Origin of the sequence: Roseobacter sp. MED193 (assembly GCF_000152965.1) — a bacterium.
In the GTDB taxonomy this organism is placed as follows: domain Bacteria; phylum Pseudomonadota; class Alphaproteobacteria; order Rhodobacterales; family Rhodobacteraceae; genus Pseudophaeobacter.
On sequence record NZ_CH902583.1, the window covers coordinates 569,676 to 592,804 of the forward strand.

At 57.6% G+C, this 23,129-nt stretch carries 20 protein-coding genes and 1 pseudogene; 10 read left to right on the forward strand and 11 right to left on the reverse strand.

Going from position 1 to position 23,129, the window contains the following annotated elements; all coding sequences use genetic code 11:
- Window positions 1-293 (forward strand): annotated as a pseudogene (locus MED193_RS05200) (NAD(P)-dependent oxidoreductase); the annotation flags it as partial.
- Between the two features lie 65 nt (window positions 294-358).
- Here MED193_RS05200 and MED193_RS05205 read toward each other — a convergent pair.
- The 3 genes from MED193_RS05205 to MED193_RS05215 all read right to left on the reverse strand — a co-directional run bounded on the left by MED193_RS05205 (window position 359) and on the right by MED193_RS05215 (window position 3,523).
- Complete coding sequence (locus MED193_RS05205) at window positions 359-1,762, reverse strand: TRAP transporter large permease (RefSeq protein ID WP_009808606.1); 1,404 nt, start codon at window positions 1,760-1,762, stop codon at window positions 359-361.
- Between the two features lie 5 nt (window positions 1,763-1,767).
- A complete protein-coding gene (locus tag MED193_RS05210; protein ID WP_009808607.1) occupies window positions 1,768-2,421 on the reverse strand; it encodes a TRAP transporter small permease subunit in 654 nt (217 codons plus the stop codon).
- An 85-nt stretch (window positions 2,422-2,506) separates the two neighbouring features.
- Window positions 2,507-3,523 (reverse strand): C4-dicarboxylate TRAP transporter substrate-binding protein, encoded by a 1,017-nt coding sequence (locus MED193_RS05215; protein WP_009808608.1) that lies wholly within the window; start codon window positions 3,521-3,523, stop codon window positions 2,507-2,509.
- Between the two features lie 543 nt (window positions 3,524-4,066).
- Here MED193_RS05215 and acs point away from each other — a divergent pair.
- The 8 genes from acs (at window position 4,067) to MED193_RS05255 (ending at window position 13,550) form a co-directional block, all read left to right on the forward strand.
- Entirely contained in the window at window positions 4,067-6,028 is a 1,962-nt protein-coding gene (gene acs / locus MED193_RS05220; RefSeq protein ID WP_009808610.1) for an acetate--CoA ligase, read from the forward strand.
- 6 nt (window positions 6,029-6,034) lie between these two features.
- Window positions 6,035-6,718 carry an adenylate kinase gene (locus MED193_RS05225; protein WP_009808611.1) on the forward strand — a complete coding sequence of 228 codons (684 nt, stop codon included), beginning with the start codon at window positions 6,035-6,037 and terminating at the stop codon, window positions 6,716-6,718.
- 207 nt (window positions 6,719-6,925) lie between these two features.
- Entirely contained in the window at window positions 6,926-7,210 is a 285-nt protein-coding gene (locus MED193_RS05230; protein ID WP_009808612.1) for a DUF4212 domain-containing protein, read from the forward strand.
- A 3-nt stretch (window positions 7,211-7,213) separates the two neighbouring features.
- The gene (locus tag MED193_RS05235; protein ID WP_009808613.1) at window positions 7,214-8,998 is read left to right on the forward strand and encodes a sodium:solute symporter family protein; all 1,785 of its coding nucleotides are present in this window, start codon (window positions 7,214-7,216) and stop codon (window positions 8,996-8,998) included.
- A 139-nt stretch (window positions 8,999-9,137) separates the two neighbouring features.
- On the forward strand, window positions 9,138-10,961 hold the full coding sequence (locus MED193_RS05240) for a DUF294 nucleotidyltransferase-like domain-containing protein (protein ID WP_009808614.1): 1,824 nt from the start codon (window positions 9,138-9,140) through the stop codon (window positions 10,959-10,961).
- A 99-nt stretch (window positions 10,962-11,060) separates the two neighbouring features.
- Window positions 11,061-11,579, forward strand: a complete 519-nt coding sequence (locus tag MED193_RS05245; protein ID WP_009808615.1) for a hypothetical protein — start codon at window positions 11,061-11,063, stop codon at window positions 11,577-11,579.
- Between the two features lie 3 nt (window positions 11,580-11,582).
- On the forward strand, window positions 11,583-13,037 hold the full coding sequence (locus MED193_RS05250) for a 3'-5' exonuclease (protein ID WP_009808616.1): 1,455 nt from the start codon (window positions 11,583-11,585) through the stop codon (window positions 13,035-13,037).
- A 12-nt stretch (window positions 13,038-13,049) separates the two neighbouring features.
- Entirely contained in the window at window positions 13,050-13,550 is a 501-nt protein-coding gene (locus tag MED193_RS05255) for a flavin reductase family protein (protein ID WP_009808617.1), read from the forward strand.
- A gap of 121 nt (window positions 13,551-13,671) precedes the next feature.
- Here the strand turns inward: MED193_RS05255 and MED193_RS05260 are convergent, their stop codons facing one another.
- From MED193_RS05260 to MED193_RS05290, 7 genes are all read right to left on the reverse strand, one after another.
- Window positions 13,672-14,658 carry an ABC transporter substrate-binding protein gene (locus MED193_RS05260; protein ID WP_009808619.1) on the reverse strand — a complete coding sequence of 329 codons (987 nt, stop codon included), beginning with the start codon at window positions 14,656-14,658 and terminating at the stop codon, window positions 13,672-13,674.
- A 221-nt stretch (window positions 14,659-14,879) separates the two neighbouring features.
- A complete protein-coding gene (locus tag MED193_RS05265) occupies window positions 14,880-15,725 on the reverse strand; it encodes an ABC transporter permease (RefSeq protein WP_009808620.1) in 846 nt (281 codons plus the stop codon).
- Window positions 15,726-15,846: 121 nt separating this feature from the next.
- Entirely contained in the window at window positions 15,847-16,764 is a 918-nt protein-coding gene (locus MED193_RS05270; protein WP_009808622.1) for an ABC transporter permease, read from the reverse strand.
- Window positions 16,757-17,035 carry a hypothetical protein gene (locus MED193_RS05275; protein ID WP_157041285.1) on the reverse strand — a complete coding sequence of 93 codons (279 nt, stop codon included), beginning with the start codon at window positions 17,033-17,035 and terminating at the stop codon, window positions 16,757-16,759. Before MED193_RS05275 ends, MED193_RS05270 begins: the two co-directional genes overlap by 8 nt.
- Complete coding sequence (locus MED193_RS05280) at window positions 17,028-17,852, reverse strand: ABC transporter ATP-binding protein (RefSeq protein ID WP_009808624.1); 825 nt, start codon at window positions 17,850-17,852, stop codon at window positions 17,028-17,030. The genes MED193_RS05275 and MED193_RS05280 overlap by 8 nt, the downstream gene beginning before the upstream one ends.
- Before the next feature lie 82 nt (window positions 17,853-17,934).
- On the reverse strand, window positions 17,935-19,389 hold the full coding sequence (gene hydA, locus MED193_RS05285) for a dihydropyrimidinase (protein WP_009808625.1): 1,455 nt from the start codon (window positions 19,387-19,389) through the stop codon (window positions 17,935-17,937).
- 139 nt (window positions 19,390-19,528) lie between these two features.
- Window positions 19,529-20,779 carry a Zn-dependent hydrolase gene (locus MED193_RS05290; protein WP_009808626.1) on the reverse strand — a complete coding sequence of 417 codons (1,251 nt, stop codon included), beginning with the start codon at window positions 20,777-20,779 and terminating at the stop codon, window positions 19,529-19,531.
- Window positions 20,780-21,033: 254 nt separating this feature from the next.
- Between MED193_RS05290 and MED193_RS05295 the strand changes: the two genes are divergently transcribed.
- Window positions 21,034-21,648: a TetR family transcriptional regulator C-terminal domain-containing protein gene (locus MED193_RS05295; protein ID WP_009808627.1), complete on the forward strand. Its 615-nt coding sequence runs from the start codon at window positions 21,034-21,036 to the stop codon at window positions 21,646-21,648.
- 119 nt (window positions 21,649-21,767) lie between these two features.
- Here MED193_RS05295 and preA read toward each other — a convergent pair whose 3' ends face one another.
- The gene (gene preA, locus MED193_RS05300) at window positions 21,768-23,072 is read right to left on the reverse strand and encodes an NAD-dependent dihydropyrimidine dehydrogenase subunit PreA (RefSeq protein ID WP_009808628.1); all 1,305 of its coding nucleotides are present in this window, start codon (window positions 23,070-23,072) and stop codon (window positions 21,768-21,770) included.
- Window positions 23,073-23,129: the final 57 nt, after the last annotated feature.

Here is a 23,129-nt window from a genome sequence, read left to right on the forward strand (position 1 = left end):
TGGGGGGGCGTCTGGCTGGGCGACGCCTTGGCATTTTGGGGATGGGCCAGATTGGCCAGGCCGTGGCGGGACGGGCCCGCGCCTCTGGGATGCAGATCCACTACAACAATCGATGCCGGTTACGCCCCGAAATTGAGGCTGATGTGGAGGCCACCTATTGGGAGAGCCTTGATCAGATGGTGGCCCGGATGGATGTGATCTCAGTCAATTGCCCTTCAACACTTTCGACGTTCCATTTGCTGAATGCAAGCCGGTTGAAATTGATGAAACCCTCGGCGGTGGTGGTGAATACCTGGTTTGGGAAAAGACTTTAGTCTTTTCGCCCCCTTTTTGGGATCAGATGCGACCTATAAGCCCCTTACTGCGCAAGGCTCGGCAGGTAGAGCACAATGGACGGGAAAGCCACCAAGAGCGCAATGGTCACACCATCCGCGATGAAGAAGGGCATCACGCCGCGGAACACATCCTGCACGCTCAGATCATCGCGCACCCCAGCCACAACAAAACAATTGAGACCGATGGGCGGGGTGATCAGGCAGAACTCGGCCATTTTCACCACCAGAATGCCAAACCAGATCGCACACATCGGCCCCGACATGCCAAAGGCACTGTCGGCAGCGGCAACGCTTTCGCCGCCGTTCAAGGCCATTACTGCCGGGTAGACCACCGGCAGGGTCAGCAAGAGCATGCCAATGGCATCCATGAACATCCCCAGCACCGCATAGGCCAGCAGGATACAGACAAGAATGACCATCGGCGACATCTCGAGGCTGGTGATCCAGTCAGAGAAGGCGCCGGGCAGATCTGCAAAGCCTAAGAAGCGCACATAGATCAACACGCCCCAGATGATTGTAAAGATCATCACAGTCAATTTCGCGGTTTCCAGCAGAGCCGATTTGAACTCGCCCCAGCGCATGCCGCGCCACAGCGCCATACAGAAGACCACAAAGGCCCCCAAAGCACCGCCCTCGGTTGGGGTGCCCCAGGCATCGCCGCCAAAGGGGTTGTAGACAAAGCAGATGATGATCACGACGACAAAGACAATTGGCAGCGCGCCGGGCAGTGATTCAAAACGCTGGCGCCAGGTAAAGCCCTTGACCGGTGGACCGACGTTTTTGAAAACGAGGGCAATGCCGACGATCAACAGAACATAGACCACAGCACTAAAGGCACCGGGAATAAAGCCCGCCAGCAAGAGCTTGCCCACGTCCTGTTCCACAATGATCGCATAGATCACCAAAATGGCCGAGGGCGGGATCAGCGAGGCCAAGGTGCCTGCCGCCGCCACCACACCGGCGGCAAAGCGTTTGTTATAGCCAATCGCCAGCATCTCGGGGATGGCGATACGGGCAAAAACGGCCGAGGTCGCCACGGAGGCCCCGGAAACGGCGGCAAAGCCGGCGGTGGCAAACACGGTTGAAACCGCAAGCCCCCCAGGCAGCCAGGCAATCCAGCGTTTGGCGGCCTCGAATAGGGCGCGGGTGAGACCGGCGTAATAGGCCAGATAGCCGATCAGAATAAAGGTCGGAATCAGGCTCAGCGCCTGACTGGAGACCTTGGAATGCGGCACTTGCCCGGCAATTTTGACCGACACGGTGAGCGCCTTGCCAAATTTGTCGGGGCTATAGCCGAACTTGGCCCAGAAGATCCAGACCAGCCCAACAAGACCGGCGAGGCCGGCGGCAAAGGCCACCCGCATGCCGACGACAACCAGCACCAGCAAAAAGCTCGTGACCCAGAGGCCAATTTCAATTGGTTCCATGCCCGTTACCCCTGCCCGCCGATGGCGTCATTGTCGTGACCGCTTAATGCTTCTGCCTCTGCTGCCGCCTGCTCGGCCGCGTCTTGGATCAGTGGCACCGCAACCGGAGCCTCCAGCCCCAGCACCATTGCCCGTCCATACCCCCAGGCCTGCAGCAAGAGCCGCAGACATAGGACAGAAAACGCCACTGGCGCCAACAGTTTTGCCGGCCAGATCGGCAGGCCGATATCGATGGAGCTATCCCGGCTCCACAGTGGCGCTGCAAAATCGAAAGAGCGGGTAAAATGCGACCAACTGCCCCAGACCAGGGCCAGCATCAGCACCAGGATCAACAGCACCGAGAGCAACTCGAACAACCAAAGTGCGCGCCCCTTGAGCGCGCCGATGACAATATCCATACGAATATGGCTACCATCGCGCTGCACATAGGCGATCCCCATAAAGGCAATCAGGGGCATGGCTTGTTCAATCCAGTCAACATAGCCAGGCAGCGGCGCATTCATCGCGTTGCGGCCCCCAACGGACACAACAGCCAGCAACATAAGAGAAAAGACAGCCAACCCGCTGACGAGCGCAAGCAGCTGCTCCAGCTTTAGCAATTTGCGGTCAAGACGGCTAATCAAGCTGCCATCTTCCAGCACCGCGGCGTTTCCCGCCATGGGGCCCACCTTTCGTTAGAGAGTTCCAGAACATAAAAATCGGGGCCGAGAGATGTCTCTCAGCCCCGATCCTGTAAAACGCGGCTTAGTTGCCTGCGCGGGTGTCTTCCAGTGTTTTCATCACCAGATCATAGAGCTCTTGACCAGGAATGCCCTGTGCTTCCATGTCTTTGATCCACTGTTCACGGATCGGGTCAGCCGCTGTGGCGCGGAAGGCAGCCAGTTCGGCCTCAGGCAGCATGACCTTGGTCACGCCCTTTTCTTCCAGCACAGTGTCCCATTTGGCGAGCAGCGCACCGTAATTGGCCAGGTAGTGATCAATCGCCTCGTCTACCGAGCTGTCCAGGGCACTACGCTCTGCGTCGGACAGGGCATCATAGGCATCGGTGTTAACCACAACTGGGCAGTTCACGGTTCCTGGGTTCAGGTTGGCGGTCCACCACTCAGCGCGGTTGATGGTGCCAAATGCCAGATGGGCGTGCTGGGCAAAGGCGACGGTGTCCACAACACCTGATTCCATCGCGTTATAGGCCTCGGTCGCCGTCACGGATGTTGGCACGGCGCCCACAGCAGAGAAGGCTTTGCCGATACCGCCGGTGGCACGGACACGCATGTCTTTGAACTCGGCAACCGCATCGCGAGGCTCGCCGGTGCCAACAATGTTATACTGTGGCATCGGCGAGGTCATCAGCAGCTTAGCATTCCAGCGCGCCAGATCCTTTTGCGCCGCCTCATGGCCATAGACAGCATGGCTGACGGCAACCTCTTCTTCCAGAGTGTTCACGCCCAGGAACGGCAGTTCCAGCACGGTGATCGAAGGGTTCTTATCCCGGTGGTAGCCCGCACAGAACTGCGCCATTTCAAAGGCACCAATAGAGATGCCATCCAGGTTTTCTTTGTTCTTGGAGAGACCACCATAGCTGATGTTCAGGGTGAATTCACCGTTGGTTTTGGCGCTCACCAGCTCAGCCAGTTTTTCAACATGTTCGGTAAAGGCGCGGCGCTTGCCCCAGACCGATACATTCCATTCAGTCGCGGCAGCTTCCCCAACCAGAGCAAAACCAGCAGCAGCCGCAACAGCGGCAGTCAAAATCGTCTTCATTCTGTACTTCTCCCATGATGCGCCTGTCCCTGTCTCCTGCCCGAAAGGGCGAGGGCCCAGCAAGCGCTTGGGCGATAGGCTAACCGCAAGAAACATCTATGCCAAGCCCACACAACGGCAGTGATGAAGAGTTTACATCTCATGCGCGCGGGAGGATGAGGCCGTAACAAAATTGCGCAAACCAGCCATCAACTGGGCTTGATTCAGCCCTAAACGCACAAAATGCCGCAGGTAAAGATCGGCAAGACACCAGCTTTGGGTCAAATTCAGCAGCTGTTTTACGACCCTTTACAGAATTCCCTCCGACGGGGCGTTGACTCCTAATGCTTATAATCAAAAGGGATTTCAGATGCAGATACGTCAAAAATTTTCATTTACCATCTCGAAAAAGGAAATTCATTTACAAGCAAATCGTTATTTTCCCGTATCTTATTCACTTATTTTCCACTCTCCCTATGATCACCGCTAGGGAAGGAAACGGTTTGACAGTCGCGCCTAGCAGTTGTGGTGTCGAACCGACGAAATATCTGGGAGGAGAATAGCATGTCACCGCAGCCCGAAGGTCAGGCCCACGCGCCATCCGAGGAAACCGTTGCCCGCGCCCATGTGGACAGTGCAAAGTATGAGGAAATGTATGCCGCCTCGCTGAACGATCCAGAAGCCTTTTGGGCGGAGCACGGCAAACGGATCGACTGGATCAAACCCTTCACCACTGTGAAGGATGTGAATTACAACTTTGGCGAAGTCTCGATCAACTGGTTTTCTGACGGCACCCTGAACGTCTCGGCCAACTGCATTGACCGCCATCTGGACACCCGTGGCGACCAGACCGCGATCATCTTTGAACCCGATGATCCAAATGAGGCCGCGCAGCATATCACCTATAAGGAGCTGCACCGCCGCACCTGCCGCATGGCCAATATTTTGGAAACCATGGGCGTGCGCAAAGGCGACCGGGTTGTAATCTATCTCCCGATGATCCCCGAGGCGGCATATGCAATGCTGGCCTGTGCCCGCATCGGCGCAATTCATTCTATTGTATTTGCCGGTTTCAGTCCCGATGCCCTGGCGGCCCGCGTCAACGGTTCCGACGCCAAGGTGGTGATCACCGCCGATGAAGCCCCCCGTGGTGGCCGCAAAACTCCGCTGAAATCCAACGCAGACGCCGCCCTCTTGCATTGCAAGGACACGGTGAAATGCTTGGTGGTCAAACGCACTGGCGGCCAGACCACCTGGGTCGCTGATCGCGACTATGACTATAACGAGATGGCGCTGGAAGCGAACGACTACTGCAAACCCGCAGAGATGAACGCCGAAGACCCGCTCTTTGTGCTCTACACTTCCGGCTCGACAGGCCAGCCCAAAGGTGTCGTTCATACCTCCGGGGGCTATCTCGCCTATGCGGCGATGACCCATGAAATCACTTTTGATTACCATGATGGCGATATCTACTGGTGTACCGCTGACGTGGGCTGGGTCACCGGCCACAGCTATATCGTCTACGGCCCACTAGCCAATGGTGCCACCACCTTGATGTTCGAGGGCGTACCAACCTATCCAGACGCCAGCCGGTTCTGGCAGGTCTGTGAAAAGCACAAGGTCAACCAGTTCTACACTGCTCCCACTGCGCTGCGCGCTTTGATGGGTCAGGGCAACGAGTGGGTCGAGAAATGTGATCTCTCCTCGCTGCGCCTGCTGGGCACTGTGGGGGAACCAATCAACCCCGAGGCCTGGAACTGGTACAACGATGTTGTCGGCGGTGGCCGCTGCCCGATCGTTGACACCTGGTGGCAGACCGAAACCGGTGGCCATCTGATGACCCCCCTGCCTGGTGCCCATGCCACCAAGCCCGGCTCGGCGATGAAGCCCTTCTTTGGCATCCAGCCAGTCGTGCTGGATCCGCAGTCCGGCGAAGAGATCTCTGGCAATGGTGTCGAGGGTGTTCTCTGCATCAAGGACAGCTGGCCAGGCCAGATGCGCACCGTCTGGGGCGATCATGAGCGCTTCCAGAAGACCTATTTCTCTGATTACAAAGGCTACTACTTTACCGGTGACGGGTGCCGACGTGACGAGGATGGAGACTACTGGATCACCGGTCGCGTCGATGATGTGATCAATGTCTCTGGTCACCGGATGGGCACCGCCGAGGTCGAAAGCGCCCTGGTCGCCCATGCCGCAGTCGCCGAGGCCGCCGTGGTAGGCTACCCCCATGACATCAAGGGCCAGGGCATCTATTGCTATGTCACCCTGATGAACGACCGCGAGCCGTCAGATGAGCTGCTGAAAGAGCTGCGCACCTGGGTGCGTACCGAGATCGGCCCGATCGCCAGCCCCGACGTGATCCAATGGGCCCCCGGCCTGCCTAAGACCCGCTCAGGCAAGATCATGCGCCGCATCCTGCGCAAGATCGCAGAGAACGACTTTGGCGCATTGGGCGACACCTCGACCCTGGCGGATCCATCGGTGGTCGATGATCTGATCGCCAACCGGGCAAACAAGGGATAAATTCGCATGACAACTGATGTAATGACCCGCCCTGCTGTTTTGATCCTTCTCGGCCCTCCTGGCGCCGGGAAGGGCACCCAAGCCCGTGTTCTGGAAGAGAGGTTTGGCCTGGTCCAGCTCTCCACCGGGGATCTTCTGCGCGCTGCCGTGGCCGCTGGCACCGAGGCTGGCAAGGCTGCCAAGGCGGTAATGGAATCCGGTGGCTTGGTCTCGGATGAGATCGTCATCAATATCCTGCGCGACCGTCTGGCAGAACCCGACTGTGCAAAGGGAGTCATCCTGGATGGCTTTCCGCGAACAACCGTGCAGGCCGAAGCGCTGGATGTTTTGCTGGCTGAGACCGGCCAGAAGATCAACGCCGCCGTCAGTCTGGAAGTCGACGACAGCGCCATGGTGGCGCGTGTCTCTGGTCGCTACACCTGCGGCGGCTGTGGCGAGGGCTACCACGATAGCTTCAAGCAGCCCGCTGTGGCCGGTACCTGTGATAAATGCGGCAGCGAAAACATGACCCGCCGCGCCGACGACAATGCCGAAACCGTCGCCAGCCGTCTGGCGGCCTATCATGAACAGACAGCGCCGCTCATTGCCTATTACGACGGCAAAGGCGTGTTGAAAAAAATTGATGCCATGGGAGAGATCGAAGCAATCTCCGGCGGCTTGGCCAAGATCGTAACCGAAGCCACCGCGTAACACCTAGAATTTCCAGGGGGTTGGCCTGCTCAGCCGATCCCCACACCACAAACCGGAAAATCCGACGATCTCTGCTGACCCTCGGGCCAGCATATTGGCGGAGCCATGTCCGACACCCTGTTTTTCCAAACAGTGGCGCGGGCAAACAGAGAGCGTTTGCCTGATTGACCCCCCAATCAGGTCCTGGAGGAAGAAGGAGAAGCCGCCATGGCGGATCAAACAACAAAAGCTGCACAGACAGCCGAGGCCGATAAGGGCTATTGGCAGGCCAATGTGCGGATCATTCTTGTCAGCCTGGTGATCTGGGCTGTCGTTTCATTTGGTTTCGGCATCCTGCTGCGCCCAATGCTGTCTGGCATTGCCGTTGGTGGCACTGATCTGGGCTTTTGGTTTGCCCAGCAGGGATCGATCCTGGTCTTTTTGGGTCTGATCTTTTTCTACGCCTGGCGGATGAACCGTCTCGACCGTGAATTCGGCGTTGAGGAGGAGTAAACAATGGATCAGTTTACCATCAACCTGCTGTTTGTAGGCGCGTCTTTTGCGCTCTATATCGGCATCGCAATCTGGGCACGCGCGGGCTCCACATCAGAATTCTACGCTGCGGGTCGTGGCGTGCACCCCGTCACCAACGGTATGGCAACGGCGGCCGACTGGATGTCTGCGGCCTCGTTCATTTCGATGGCCGGCCTTATCGCCTTTACCGGCTATGATAACTCTTCCTTCCTGATGGGCTGGACCGGCGGCTATGTGCTTCTGGCGCTACTGCTCGCGCCTTACTTGCGCAAGTTCGGCAAGTTTACCGTCTCCGAGTTCATCGGCGACCGGTTTTACAGCCCTACCGCACGCATCGTGGCAGTGATCTGTCTAATCGTGGCCTCAACCACCTACGTGATTGGTCAGATGACTGGCGTTGGCGTAGCCTTTGGCCGCTTTCTCGAAGTCTCCAACACTGCGGGTCTGTTGATCGGCGCCTGTGTTGTGTTCGCCTACGCGGTGTTCGGCGGCATGAAGGGTGTGACCTATACCCAGGTTGCCCAATATGTCGTGCTGATCATGGCCTACACAATTCCGGCCATCTTTATCTCACTGCAGCTGACCGGCAATCCAATCCCGGCGCTGGGTCTCTTTGGTGATCACGTGGCCTCGGGTGAGCCTTTGCTGCAAAAGCTGGACGCCATCGTCGCCGAGCTGGGCTTTAACGAATATACCGCCCATCATGCTGATACCTTCAACATGGTGCTGTTCACCCTGTCTTTGATGATCGGCACCGCTGGATTGCCCCATGTTATCATGCGCTTCTTCACCGTTCCCAAAGTGTCGGATGCGCGTTGGTCGGCTGGTTGGGCGCTGGTGTTTATTGCGCTGCTGTATCTCACCGCCCCTGCTGTTGGCGCCATGGCACGTCTGAACATCACCGACATGATGTGGCCGAATGGTACGGATTCACAGGCGGTTTCTGTCGAGCAGATCGAAAACGATGCCCGCTATGACTGGATGGCGACCTGGGAAAAAACCGGACTCTTGGCTTGGGAAGACAAGAACGGCGACGGCCACATCCAGTATTACAACGACAAGAACGCGGATATGCAAGCCAAAGCGGCTGAAATGGGCTGGGAAGGCAACGAGCTGACCAAGTTCAACCGGGATATCCTAGTTCTGGCCAACCCTGAAATCGCCAACCTGCCTTCTTGGGTAATTGGTCTGGTGGCCGCTGGTGGTCTGGCAGCGGCGCTGTCAACGGCGGCGGGTCTGTTGCTGGCGATCTCCTCGGCTGTGTCGCACGATCTGATCAAGGGCTCGATCAACCCGCAGATCTCGGAAAAAGGCGAGCTGTTGTCGGCCCGTATTGCCATGGCGGTTGCCATTGCGGTTGCCACCTACCTGGGTCTCAACCCTCCCGGCTTTGCAGCGCAGACCGTGGCCCTGGCCTTTGGCCTCGCGGCGGCCTCGATCTTCCCGGCGCTGATGATGGGGATCTTCTCCAAGAAGATCAACAACACCGGTGCTGTCGCAGGTATGCTGGCTGGTCTGGGTGTCACCCTGATCTACATCTTCCTGCATAAGGGCTGGCTGTTCATTCCCGGCACCAATTCCTTTACCGATGCCGACCCACTGCTGGGTACAATCAAGTCGACCTCCTTTGGTGCCATTGGCGCTGCGGTCAACTTTGCAGTTGCCTATGTTGTGGCCGGTATGACCAAGGAAACCCCGCAGGAGATCAAAGATCTGGTCGAAAGCGTGCGCATCCCCCGTGGTGCTGGTGCAGCACAGGATCACTGATCCCCCACTGGACGGGCCACTCTCCCTGAGGCTCCCCCCTCATGGTCCGTCCTTTTTTTCTCCTCATGCCCGCCCTGGTTTCGGCCCGGGCGGGCATCCCCACTCTTTGCAAGTTGCCTCTTTTCAGAAAGGTGCTTTGATGCCGATTACTGAGACCGATCTGATCCGTTTTCTGACCTCTGTTCATCCCTATGACAGTCTGGAGCTCGCCACGCTGCACGACTTGGCGCCAAAATTTCAAGTTCTGTCTGTCAAATCCGGAGACAGCATCTATGAGCTTGGCACCGATCTCGCCGGGCTGTACCTGGTCCACCACGGAGAGGTAGAGGTCTTTGACGACAACGGCATGGCGATCTCGATCCTGGGGCCACGGAACTCCTTTGGCGAACGCGGGCTGACACGCGGAGGCCGCGCAGCAACATCGGCGCGGGCCAGCATGGCTACCGTGCTCTTGCTCCTGCCCCGACTGGATTTTGACGCCCTGATGCAGGCGGAGCCTGCGGTCAAACGGTTCTTTGATCGCCGTCGCCCGGAAACACCCATTCAAAATGGTCTGACCACAACCCGCGCTGAAAGCTTCATGGCAGCGCCGCCCGTGACCTGTTCTCCGGGCCTCACCTGCCAGGGGGCGGCGCAACTGATGCGCCAACATCATATCTCATGTGTCTGTATCAGCGATGGCGACGAGCTACTTGGAATTCTGACCACGCGTGATCTAACGGAAAAACTGCTGGCCGAGGGTCTGCCCATTTCGACCCCGGTGTCGCAGGTCATGACCAAAGATCCGCGCAGCCTGCCGCCTTCGGCCATTGGGTCTGACGTGTTGCACGCGATGATGGAACATCATATCGGCCATATTCCAGTGGTACAGAACCAGCAATTGGTCGGGATTATCACCCAGACCGACCTGACCCGATTTCAGGCAGTCAGCTCTGCCGAGTTGGTCTCCAGCATCGCTCGCGCCATGAGCGCCGAGGATATGGCCAGGGTCACCGCTGAAATACCGCGGCTTTTGGTGCAACTGGTCGCAGGCGGCAACCGGCATGAGGTGGTAACCCGTTTGATCACCGATATCGCCGATACCGTAACCAGACGGCTGCTCACCCTGGCCGAACGCAGGCTTGGCCCTGCCCCGGTGCCCTATCTCTGGCTCGCTTGTGGCAGCCAGGGACGTCAGGAGCAGACCGGGGTCTCGGACCAGGACAACTGCCTGATCCTGTCAGACGCGGCAACAAACGCGCATGACGGCTATTTTTCCGCCCTAGCGGAATTTGTCTGTGACGGGCTGAACACCTGCGGCTACGTCTATTGCCCGGGCGACATGATGGCGACCAATCCACGCTGGCGCCAGCCCCTGCGCATCTGGCGCGATTACTTTGGCGGCTGGATCACCAAACCGGGCCCCGAAGCGCAAATGCTGGCCTCGGTCATGTTCGATCTGCGCCCCATCGGCGGCGATGTGAGCCTGTTTGAAGGGCTGCAAGCGCAAGTATTAGCCGCGGCCAGCGCCAATTCGATCTTTGTGGCCCATTTGACTTCAAACGCATTGAAACACACGCCGCCGCTGGGGCTTTTGCGCAGCTTTGCCACCATCCGCTCTGGCGAGCACCGCAACACCCTGGACATGAAACACAATGGCGTGGTGCCTGTGACCGATCTGGGGCGTATCTATGCGCTGCAGGGCAAAATCTCTGCCGTGAACACCCGTGCCCGCCTGGAAGCTGGCGCCGCCTTGGGGGTGATCAGCAGCAGCGGCGCCCGCGACCTGCTGGATGCCTATGACCTGATTGCTCAGACCCGGCTAGAACATCAGGCGGATCTGGTGCGCAAGGGACAGGCACCGGACAACTATTTGGCCCCGTCCGATTTGTCCGACTTTGAGCGAAGTCATCTGCGCGATGCTTTTGTCGTGGTAAAAACAATGCAATCGGCGCTGGGGCACGGTAAGGGCATGTTGGGATAACGCATCGCTTGGGGCTATTGTCGAAGCCTCCGGCGGGAATATTTTTGGAAAGATGATAAGCCCAGGGTGACACAACACCCGGGCAGTCTTGGGGGAAAGATGTTTCTGGAACTGATCGCTGTGATTTTTGCCGGTTTTGCTGTTGCCGGGGTGGTGATGCTGCTCAACAGTGCCATTGGTTCCCGCCTGCCGCGCTGGCTGGCGCCTGTGGCGGCAGGCCTGGCGATGATCGGCGTCACAATTGCCTCAGAGTACAGCTGGTACAGCCGCACTGAGGCCAATCTGCCCGAAGGGCTGGTGGTGGCCGAGGTGGTGGAGAGCCGCAAGCTTTATCGCCCCTGGACCTTTCTGGTGCCTCTGAACGAACGCTTTGTTGCGGTGGATATGGCCACCCTGCGCAATCATCCCGAACAACCCGACCGCCATCTGGCGGAGGTCTTCTTTTTTGGCCGCTGGGCCCCCATCAGCCAGCTAAGCGTCCTGGCGGATTGCGGCGATTGGCGTCGTGCGGTGGTCGAGGCAGAGACCGAATTTTCCCAGGACGGCGAGATTGCCGGAGCGAACTGGGTCTCTCCGCCGCGCGACGATACGCTGTTGACAACCATCTGTGGAGGCTGACCCATGTTGACCCATCTGAGCCTTCGTCTGCGGATCTTTTTGTTTTTTTGCCTGCTGGCCCTAGGCGCGATCGCGGTGAGCCTGGGAAGTCTGTGGCTGAGCTATCACCGCGCCGCGACACCTGCCTTGATGGATCCCTTTGTTTTTGCGGGCCTGCTGGGAACCTTTGCAATTCTGGGGCTCTGCGCCGGGATCTGGCTGTTGTTCGACGAAAATGTTGCCAAGCCCATTGAGGCCCTGGCAGTAGAGATGCGGCTGCGCGCCCATGGAGGCGTATCACGCGGGATTGACGCGAAAACCGCCCGCTATCTAGGGGACCTGGCTCCTGCGGCAGCCGGGTTAGCCGGGCAGCTTGGCGACACCACACTGCTCACTGCGCGCAGTATTGCCGAGGAAACAGCCCGGCTGGAAGAAGACAAACGCCAGCTGACCACCCTGCTGAGCGAGCTCCCTGTGGCGACAGTCATGCTGGGGGCGGATCACCGTATCGTTTTGTATGACGCTCAGGCCGCCGGGGTTCTGGCGCAGATCGCCCACCCACGCCTCAATGCCTGCCTGTTTGACTATCTGGATCAGATCGCACTGGAGGCCGCCTATGATCACATGGTCAAAACTGGCAAAGACGTGCAGGCCCAGGTTGCTGGCAGGGATGAAACCCAGAGTTATACCGTCACTCTTAAACCCCTGGGTCCAGGCGAGGGATATGTGCTGATCTTTGATGCGGCCCTTGCCAAAATTGCACCAGAGGCGGCGCGGCCCCTGGTCTATGATTTTGACCTCCTGAATCGCGCGCCCCAGGACATTGGCGATCAACCGTTGAACCAGCTGTGTTTTGCGGTGTTTGACACCGAAACCACAGGACTATTGCCGCACAAGGATGACATCGTACAAATCGGTGCTGTCAGGGTTTTGAATGGTCGACTGATAGAGGGCGAAGAATTGAACACGCTGGTCGATCCAGGGCGCCCTATCCCTGAGGCCTCGACCCGCGTTCATGGGGTGAGCACCGCCATGGTGCAGGGGGCACCAGATATCGCAGAGGCTGCGGCAGAGTTTCACCTTTTTGCCACGGATGCGGTGATTGTCGCCCATAACGCCCCCTTTGACATGGCCTTTCTGCGTCGCCACGCCAAGGCAAGCGGGCTGGCCTGGGATCATCCGATCCTGGACACGGTATTGCTCAGCGCGGTTCTGTTTGGGGCCTCAGTACCCCATACATTGGATGCGCTCTGTGAACGGCTGGACATCACCATTCCCCCTGCGCTGCGCCACACCGCCCTGGGAGACGCCCAGGCAACAGCCTGCGCCCTGGTGCAAATGATCCCCATGTTGCAGGCCCGCGGCTTTAACAGCCTCTTGCAGGTCATTGAGCAGACTCAGCGCCATGGGCGGCTCTTGGAAGACCTCAATCCAGTGGACAATCATGGCAGCACATGGCAGGCAGGCAAAAAGACCTGAAGCGAGGCCGCAATGCCAGAAACCAGTTTTATTCCCGGCGCTGATACGGCTCGGGCCTATCGGGATGCCCTGGGGTGTTTTGCCACTGGCGTTACAGTTGTAACGACCCTGACAGAGAGCGGCCCGCTGGCGATTACAGTCAATAGCTTCACATCTGTCTCGCTTGAGCCGCCTTTGTTGCTCTGGTGTCCTGCAGGCAATTCTCTGCGCCACGATGCCTTTGTCGCGGCTGAGCGTTTTGCCATTCATGTGCTTGCTGAAGACCAGCTTGAGCAAGCTGAGCATTTCGCCCGTAATGGTGAAGGTTTCACCCAGGAAAACTGGCGCAAGAGCCGGGCTGGCACCCCTGCCCTGTCCGGCAGCATCGCGCGGTTTGAATGCCAGAAATTTGCAGCCCACCCCGCCGGAGATCACACAATCATTCTAGGTCAAGTGACCCAAGTGACCACCCGACCTGGCAAAGGACTGATCTTTAAACGCGGACAATACGGCGGCTTCCTAGAACAAATCTAGGCCTACCCGGTTTTGATCGAGACGCGAGACATCAACAAAAAACCCGCCAAACCAAACGGTTTGGCGGGTTTTTTGTTGATGTTAAATCTCAGGGCCATTCACAGCCCAAAGCACCAAAGCGTTACTTCAAAGCCGCATCAGTGATGACATGGGTCCAGGCGCCTTCAGGCATTTTGGTGATAACCGGTGAAGAGCCACCTTCGAGCAGGGTCTGAACCGTGCGCTCGTAGTCCGCAGGGTCAAGTGCCCCGTTGCTGCCTGCCGTCAGCTTGGCAACTTCGCGCATCATGCGCTGCTGGTGCACTTCGGTCTGCGCGCCAGACGCATCGTTTTCCAAAATGATTTCCGCTGCTTCATCAGGATTGGCTTCGGCATATTTCCAGCCCTGCATAGAGGCGCGCACAAAACGTTCCATCTTGGAGACAAAGGCTGGATCGTCCAGGTTTTCTTCCAGAACATAAAGACCATCTTCCAGCGTGGCCACGCCCTGGTCCTCGTATTTGAAGGTGATCAGCTCATCTGCGGACACACCAGAATCGATCACCTGCCAATATTCATTGTAGGTCATGGTTGAAATACAATCAGCCTGGCGCTGCAACAGCGGATCCACGTTAAAGCCCTGCTTTAGAACCTCGACACCCATCTCGCCCTTGGCTTCAGTCGAGATCCCCAGTTTGCTCATCCAGCTCATGAAGGGGAACTCATTGCCAAAGAACCAAACACCCAGCGTACGGTTGGACAGGTCAGAAGGCTCGGCAATACCAGTGTCATTCCAGCAGGTCAGCTGCATGCCGGAGCTTTTGTAAGGCTGGGCGATATTGACCAAGGGCAGGCCCTTCTCGCGCGCCGCCAGGGCCGCAGGCATCCATTCAACCGTGACATCAGCGCCACCGCCTGCAATCACCTGGGTTGGGGCAATGTCCGGTCCCCCCGGCAAGATGGTGACATTCAGATCCTCAGCTTCGTAAAAGCCTTTGTCCAGTGCCACATAGTAGCCTGCGAACTGTGCCTGTGTCACCCATTTCAGCTGCAGTTTCACGTCATCCGCAGCCTGGGCCGCGCCGACAGAAGCAAGCGCCAGACCGGCGGCTGTCAAAATGTGTTTCATGAGATCGTTCTCCCGTTGGTTATGATGAAAGCTAGCGCGAATTTGACCCTTCGATCAAATATTATTCTTAAGTTTTTGTTAGGCTTTCTGCCCCGTCGCGTAGCAATTGGGCGCTATTTTCCGGTCGGTGACTGATTTTTCACCACTCATCTAGACCTAAAACCAGAGCGCCCTCTGGTCTTCCCCACCGCGCAGTTGATCCCCCGCGATGGGATGTTCATTTACCCGCGTTGCGAGGGATGCCAGAAGGTCAGGCTTTTCTCAATCAAGGCAATTGCCCCGTAGAAAAACGAACCCGCCAGGGCCGCCATCACGATCTCGGCCCAGACCATGTCCAGCGCCAGCTGCCCCACGCTGGTTGAGATCCGAAAGCCCATGCCCACGGTGGGGGAGCCAAAGAACTCAGCCACAATAGCCCCCACCAACGCCAGGGTGGTGGAAATCTTCAAGCCGTTAAAGATAAAGGGCAAAGCCGCAGGCAGACGCAGTTTGAAAAAGCTCTGCCAATAGCTGGCCGCATAGGTCTGCATCAGATCTCTCTGCATCGCAGAGGTCTCGCGCAGGCCTGCCACGGTATTGACCAGCATGGGAAAGAACACCATGACCACCACAACAGCTGCCTTGGACTGCCAGTCAAAACCAAACCACATCACCAGGATAGGCGCGGTTCCCACAATTGGCAGTGCCGCGACAAAGTTGCCGACGGGCAGCAAGCCACGGCGTAGGAAATCACTGCGATCCACCGCCACAGCCATCAGCAAGGCAGCCCCACAGCCCATCACATAGCCAGACAAGGCCCCTTTCAAAAAGGTCTGCGACAGATCCTTCCACAGGATTGGCAAGGAAGAGGCAAACCGCTCCACAATCAGGCTCGGCGCTGGCAGAATCACCATCGAGACCTGAAGCCCCCGCACCAGCAATTCCCAGACCACCAACACCGTAATCCCAAAGATCACCGGAACCAAAAGCTTCACAGCGCCCCTATCCGAATTGCTCCCATTGGCCAAGCGGCTGTTCAACCACCACCCGAAACTCCAAACCAGAGCGGCAAGTAATACCATCATCATCTGGTGTCTCCTTCGCCCCGTAGCGCCCACACAAACACGGGCCCTTCAGGCTTCATTTGGCCACGAATATCCCGGGGGAGCCGCGTTGCGGCGGGGGCAGCGCCCCCCTTGCTCAGTCCCATCATGACGCCATCCCCATCCGTTTCAGCACCAGTTTTTCGATCATCCCCAGCAGCGCCACCAACAGGCCCGCCAAAATCGCAGCAGCAAACAGCGCCGACCAGATCTGAACGGTTTGGCCATAATAGCTCCCTGCCAGTAGACGCGCGCCCAGTCCGGACACCGCGCCAGTCGGCAATTCGCCAACAATCGCCCCCAGCAATGAGGCCGCGATACCAATCTTCAAAGAGGTGAACAGATAGGGCATCGACGATGGGAGCCGCAGCTTCCAAAAGCCCTGGTTTGTATTGGCACTATAGGTCTTTAGCAGATCCAACTGCATCGCATCCGGGCTGCGCAGCCCCTTCACCATGCCAACCACCACGGGGAAAAAGCTCAAGTAAGCCGAGATAATCGCCTTGGGCAGGATCCCCTGCACCCCAATCGAGTAGAGAACCACGATGATCATCGGTGCGAGGGCGATGATCGGAATGGTCTGGCTGACGATGGCCCAGGGCATCACCGACATATCCATGACTTTTGAGTGTACAATGCCAACCGCCAGCAAGATCCCCAACCCTGTGCCGATGACAAAGCCCAAAAGGGTCGCGTTCAGCGTCACCTGTGCATGATAGACCAAGGAGCGTTTTGAGGTGACCTTCTTCATCACCGTGGTTTTCCACAGCTCGGTGATCACCTGATGCGGCGCTGGCAGGCGCGGGCGGTCCTGTTCCCAGGTCTGCGCAATGGCAAAGGTATTGCCAGCCACCAGCCCAAAAGTCCCCATGTCACGGCGCACTTTTGAGGTCGCAGGCATGACTTCAGCCCCGCCGCGTTCCGCAGCATCCAACACGCCTTTGATGTTCATGGGCACACAAGCGGCATACCAGATAGCCACGATCGCCGCTAGAACGGTGAGAACTGCAAGGAAACTACGCATTTTTTCGTTCCTTCGTGTTCTCTCGAATGAACATTCCCGCTCTAACAATCAACATCACCGAAACCAGGATTTGAAAAGCTCCAAACTTGGGAGAGCCACTATCTATGCTTTCCAAGCCAAGAACAATTTGGACCACTCCAGCAAAGAACATTGCAGCAATGCCTCCCCAATTCCACACACGACCGAGCCAATCTGAAGCTTTCGGATCTAGCTGCCAACGGGCGGAAGCTTTCCCTAATTCAGGCCTTTGATCAGTATTACCTTCACTCATCATCACCATGCCCTGCCCGCAGGCCCTCGCGGACGCGATGGGCGATGTCGATGAATTCCTGACTGTCACGAATATCCAGCGGGCGCTCGCGCGGTAGCGTGCTCTCGATCACATCGGTGATCCGGCCCGGGCGCGGTGACATCACCACGATCTTGGTCGACAGATAGACCGCCTCCGGGATCGAATGGGTGACAAAGCCGATGGTCTTATTGGTCCGCGCCCAAAGCTTGAGCAGCTGCTCATTCAGGTGATCGCGCACGATTTCATCCAGGGCCCCAAAGGGCTCATCCATCAACAGAATATCCGCATCAAAGGCCAAGGCGCGGGCAATACTGGCCCGCTGCTGCATGCCGCCTGAGAGCTGCCAGGGATACTTGCCGCCAAAGCCCGCCAGTTCCACCAGTTCCAGCACCTGCTCGACGCGTTTGTCCTGCTCGGCCTTGGAATACCCCATGATTTCAAGAGGTAGCTTGATGTTCTTGGCAATGGTGCGCCAGGGGTACAGCCCTGCCGCCTGAAACACATAGCCATAGGCGCGCTGCTTGCGGGCCTCATCCGGGCTCATGCCATTCACCGTGATCGTGCCACCTGTGGGGTGTTCCAGCGCCGCCATCACCCGCAAAAATGTGGTCTTGCCACAGCCAGAGGGGCCGATGAAGGAAACAAAGTCCCCCTTGTTGATGGTAAGGTTCACATCCTTCAGCGCCTGCACGGGGCCGTCATTTGTCGGAAAAACCAGATCCAGGTTCTTTGCTTCGACGACGGCCTCGGGGGCACCGGATTGGGCCTGGGCCTGGGTAGTCGTTTGAGTATTCATCTCTTTGCCTTGTTCAGACTATGAGCGGGCCGCGCGCGCGGTTTCCCCGGCGCCGCCCTGCTCCTAAATTCAGTGCCCGTCTCTACACGCCAGTGGCAGGAATGCCAGAGCGTTCCACAGGACGTGGGGCCGTCAGCTCTTTCCAGGTCGACAGCGCCTTGTTCACGGTTGCATTGGCTTCGCGCTCAACAAATCGACCATGGCCTTCCTGGGTACGGATTTCACCGTCATGTACCGCCACATGGCCGCGTGTCAGGGTAAAGCGTGGCAGACCTTTGACTTCATGGCCTTCAAAGACGTTGTAATCAATGGCCGATTGCTGAGTGCTGGCGGCGATGGTCTTGGACTTTTCTGGGTCCCAAACCACCAGATCCGCATCCGCTCCGACCAAAACTGCGCCCTTTTTCGGATAGCAGTTCAGGATCTTGGCGATATTGGTTGAGGTCACTGCGACAAATTCATTTGGTGTGATCCGCCCGGTGGCAACCCCTTGGGTCCAAAGCATCGGCATCCGGTCTTCCAACCCACCGGTGCCATTGGGGATCTTGGTGAAATCTCCAACGCCATAGCGTTTCTGCTCGGTGGAAAAGGCACAGTGGTCGGTCGCCACAACCGATAGAGATCCCGACTGCAAACCGGCCCAAAGGCTGTCCTGATGCTGTTTGTTACGGAAGGGCGGCGACATGACGCGCCGCGCCGCGTGGTCCCAATCGGGGTTGAAATACTCGCTCTCATCCAGCGTCAGATGCTGGATCAGCGGCTCACCCCAGACGCGTTTGCCCTGCATGCGAGCGCGGCGAATGGCCTCGTGGCTGTCCTCACAGGAGGTATGCACGACATAGAGCGGCACACCGGCCATATCCGCGATCATGATGGCGCGGTTGGTCGCCTCGCCTTCCACCTGCGGAGGACGCGAATAGGCATGGGCCTCTGGGCCTGTATTGCCCTCAGCCAGCAATTTAGCCGAGAGTTCTGCCACCACATCGCCGTTCTCCGCATGCACCATGGCAATGCCGCCGAGCTCCGCCAGGCGCTGAAAGCTCGAATACATCTCGTCATCATTGACCATCAAAGCCCCTTTGTAGGCCATGAAGTGCTTGAAAGTATTGATGCCGCGGGTCTCGATCACGGTCTTCATATCGTCAAAGACCTGCTCCCCCCACCAGGTCACAGCCATGTGGAACGAATAGTCACAGTTGGCCCGCGTCGATTTGTTATCCCAGCGTTTCAGCGCCTCCAACAGGCTCTCGCCCGGATTGGGCAGCGCAAAATCAACCACCATGGTGGTGCCGCCTGCAAGACCAGCACGGGTGCCACTTTCAAAATCATCCGTCGAATAGGTGCCCATAAAGGGCATCTCCAAATGGGTATGCGGATCAATCCCACCCGGCATGACATAGCAGCCGGTGGCGTCGAGTTCCTCATCCCCTTTCAGGTTCGGCCCAATCGCGGTGATCACGCCATTTTCAATCAAAACATCCGACTTGTAGGTTAAATCGGCAGTGACAATGGTCCCGTTTTTGATGACCTTGCTCATAACTAGAACTCCCTGAGATGGGGCGATTTACGCCTCCAATGTTTCTTTGCTGCCGCAGCGCGCGCGGCTCTCTTTCATCTTTCTCGAAATATTCCGGGGGAGCGGCCCCAAAAGGGGCCGCGGGGGCAGCGCCCCCTTTTTAGGAAACGATTTCAGCCGTCTCAACAACCGCGTGGAACAACACATTGCCGCCCGCTTCAGCCCAGTCTTTGCTGATTTCTTCAGCTTCGTTATGGCTCAGCCCGTCTACACAGGGACACATGATCATCGCCGTTGGCGCAACCCGGTTGATCCAGCAAGCGTCATGCCCCGCACCCGAGATGATATCGAGATGTGAATAGCCCAGACGCTCTGCCGCACTGCGGACAGCGGTGACACAGTTGTCGTCAAACTTCACCGGATCAAAGCCGCCGACCTTTTCAAACTCGATCTGCATGTCCATGGCCTCAACGATATCCTTGCCCTCTTCGCGCAGCCGCAGCTCCATGTCTTCGATCACTTCCAGCTCAGGCGAACGGAAATCAACGGTAAAGACCACCTTGCCGGGGATCACGTTGCGGGAGTTGGGATAGACGTCAATGTGACCTGCCGCACCAACAGCGCTTGGCGCATGGGACCAGGCAATTTCATCCACCGCTTCCAGAACCCGCGCCATGGCGAGGCCTGCATTGCGGCGCATTGGCATCGGAGTCGATCCGGTATGCGCATCCTTGCCGGTGATTGTCACTTGGGTCCAACTCAGCCCCTGCCCATGGGTCACAACCCCGATATCCTTGCCCTCGGCTTCCAGAATGGGGCCCTGCTCGATATGCAGCTCAAAGAATGCATGCATGTTACGCGCGCCGACCTCTTCCTCGCCTCGCCAGCCGATCCGTTTCAGCTCATCGCCAAATGTCTTGCCCTCGGCATCAACCCGGTCATAGGCCCAATCCTGGGTGTGGATGCCTGCAAAGACCCCCGACGACAGCATGGCCGGGGCGTAGCGCGTGCCTTCCTCGTTGGTGAAATTCGTGGCCACAATGGGATGTTTGGTCTTGATGCCCATATCATTGAGCGAGCGGATCAGCTCCAGCCCAGCAAGCACCCCAAGCACACCGTCGTATTTTCCGCCGGTTGGTTGCGTATCCAGATGCGAGCCCACATAGACCGGCAGCGCATCGGGGTCGGTGCCCTCGCGGCGAGCGAACATATTGCCCATCTGATCCAGCCCCATGGTGCAGCCCGCCTCCTCACACCATTTCTGGAACAAAGCCCGCCCTTCAGCATCTTCATCGGTCAACGTCTGGCGGTTGTTTCCCCCTGCGATACCGGGGCCAACCTTTGCCATCTCCATCAGGCTCTCCCAGAGCCGATCGCCGTTGATTTTTAGATTCTGTCCCAAAGACGTCATCGCAGCTTCCTTCCTGTTCCCCCCGCTGATCTTGCGGGTTATTCTTGGCTTGGCACCAATCGGTGGCTTTGAATCGTTGGCCGACACCCAAAAGGCGGGATTTGACCAACTGGTCAAACTCACGCTATCACGGAGAGACCACCAGTCAAGAAATTGAGTCATTTTGGCTCTGAAATCCCCATGAAACTGGGGGCAATGCGCAAATAGCGGGCGCTCATACCCGCGCAACGGACGTTAAGGATCGCTTATCCACAATGCTCAAGGACCGATCACCCACCCGTATCCAGAAAAAGAATCGCGCCGCCATTCTGGAGGCCGCGCTAGAGGTCTTTTCAGCCCATGGATTTCGCGGCGCCACAGTGGATCAAATTGCCAGCCAAGCCGGGCTGTCAAAACCGAATCTGCTCTACTACTTCCCTTCCAAAGAGGCGATGTTCACCGCCTTGCTGTCGGAATTGCTGGATACCTGGCTTGACCCAATGCGCGAAATCGATGCCAATGGCGACCCGCTGGAAGAGATCCTCGCCTATGTTCAGCGCAAACTTCAGATGAGCCGGGACTACCCGCGCGAAAGTCGCCTGTTTGCCAATGAAATCGTGCAAGGGGCACCCCGCATGCTGGAGGCATTGTCCACCGATCTGCGAGATCTTCTGGCAGAAAAAGAAGCCGTCTTGACCGCTTGGATGGCCGCGGGAAAGATCAACACAACCCACCCCAAACACCTGATGTTTTCGATCTGGGCCCTGACCCAGCACTATGCGGATTTTGACGTTCAGGTCCGCATGCTGATGGAGCCGGAGGACCCCTTTGATGCCGCGCCCGAGTTCCTGGAAACCCTTTATCGCCGGATGCTTACACCAACAAGTTAACATTCGTTAACTCTGATCGATCTCCCACGTGTCGTGGCGCGGCGGATGGCAGCCAAAACACGAAAGGCAGCGCCAATGCGCTGCCTTTTCTTTAAAATCAGAGTGTTGAGAGCCCTATCTCATTCCGCTGCAGTGGCGGATGGGTTGTTGGGGTGAGTTGTCCAGTTGGCATATTCATCTGACACCACTTTACCAGTGCGCTCATCGATCTGACCGGCAGGAACCTGCTCCATGGTGATGCAACCCTCAATTGGGCAGACATTGACGCAGAGGTTACAGGCCACACATTCATCGTCTTTTACAGTAAAGACACGATCTGCACTCATCTCGATGGCCTGATGCGAAGTATCTTCGCAGGCGGCAAAGCAACGACCACAGCTGATGCAATCATCCTGATTGATCTTGGCTTTGGCGATGTAGTTCAGATCCAAATACTGCCAGTCAGTGACATTCGGAACCGCCATGCCGATGAAGTCCTGCGTGGAGGTATAGCCCTTCTCGTCCATCCAGTTGGACAGACCGGAAATCATCTCTTTCACCACGTTGAAACCATAGGTCATCGCAGCGGTGCAGACCTGCACATTGCCAGCCCCGAGCGCCATAAATTCTGCCGCGTCCTTCCAGGTGGTGACACCGCCAATGGCAGAGATCGGCAAATCATGGGTTTCTGGGCAGCGTGCGATTTCTGCAACCATGTTCATGGCAATAGGCTTAACCGCTGGGCCACAATAGCCACCATGGGTGCCCTTGCCGCCAACGGTAGGCTCAGGCGCCATCTGATCCAGATCCACCGAGACAATGGAGTTGATGGTGTTGATCAAGCTAACCGCATCGCCGCCGCCTGCCTTGGCCGCGCGGGCTGGGAAGCGTACATCGGTGATGTTCGGCGTCAGCTTCACGATGACTGGCTTGGAGTAGTATTTCTTGCACCACTCAGTGACCATCTGGATATATTCGGGCACCTGGCCCACAGCCGCCCCCATGCCACGCTCGGCCATGCCGTGCGGACATCCAAAGTTCAGCTCGATACCGTCAGCACCGGTCGCTTCAACCTTGGGCAGGATCGCCTTCCAGGCCTCTTCTTCGCAGGGCACCATAATCGACACGATCACGGCGCGATCCGGGTAGTCCTTTTTCACACGGGTGATTTCTTCCAGGTTGATCTCCAGGGAGCGATCAGTGATCAGCTCGATGTTGTTCAGCCCCAAAAGGCGACGATCAGCACCAAAGATGGCACCATAACGCGGGCCATTTACGTTAACCACAGGGGGACCTTCGGAGCCGAGGGTCTTCCAGACTACCCCCCCCCAGCCAGCCTCAAAGGCGCGGCGTACGTTGTATTCTTTGTCCGTTGGTGGCGCCGAGGCCAGCCAAAACGGGTTTGGGGATTTAATGCCTAAGAATTCTGTTGTCAGATCAGCCATTTGTCTGTTCCTTTTCATGCTCGCTTGGGGCTCTCAACTAGCAAGAGCCCCGGCTTG